This is a genomic window from Shewanella sp. CAL98-MNA-CIBAN-0140 (genome assembly GCF_040309905.1).
Lineage (GTDB): Bacteria > Pseudomonadota > Gammaproteobacteria > Enterobacterales > Shewanellaceae > Shewanella > Shewanella psychromarinicola.
This window is the reverse complement of record NZ_JBEOPI010000263.1, coordinates 1-243: the sequence shown is the minus strand read 5'-3', so window position 1 is coordinate 243 and position 243 is coordinate 1. Positions and strand designations below refer to the sequence as shown.

Genomic DNA, 243 nt, shown 5'->3' with positions numbered 1-243 from the left:
GGTGAATACTCAATTTCAGTATCAGAAACCACAACACGTGCAGACATTGCCGAGTTATTTGATATTATTTTAGGCGAAGGCCATGGCCTAAGCGTAGATGCGATTGCTGCTGATGTTGAAGCAAATGGCAGCGACTCTATTCCTGCAAGCCTAGTGCGTGATGATGAAATACTAACGCATCCAAACTTTAACAGCTACCACAGCGAAACAGACATGCTTCGCTATATTAAGCGCCTTGAAAAC

At 43.6% G+C, this 243-nt stretch carries 1 protein-coding gene; it reads left to right on the top strand.

The window, feature by feature from the left end:
• Positions 1-243, top strand: a 243-nt coding sequence (locus tag AAEY93_RS21000) for a hypothetical protein (protein ID WP_351079673.1), incomplete at both ends; no start/stop codon positions are given.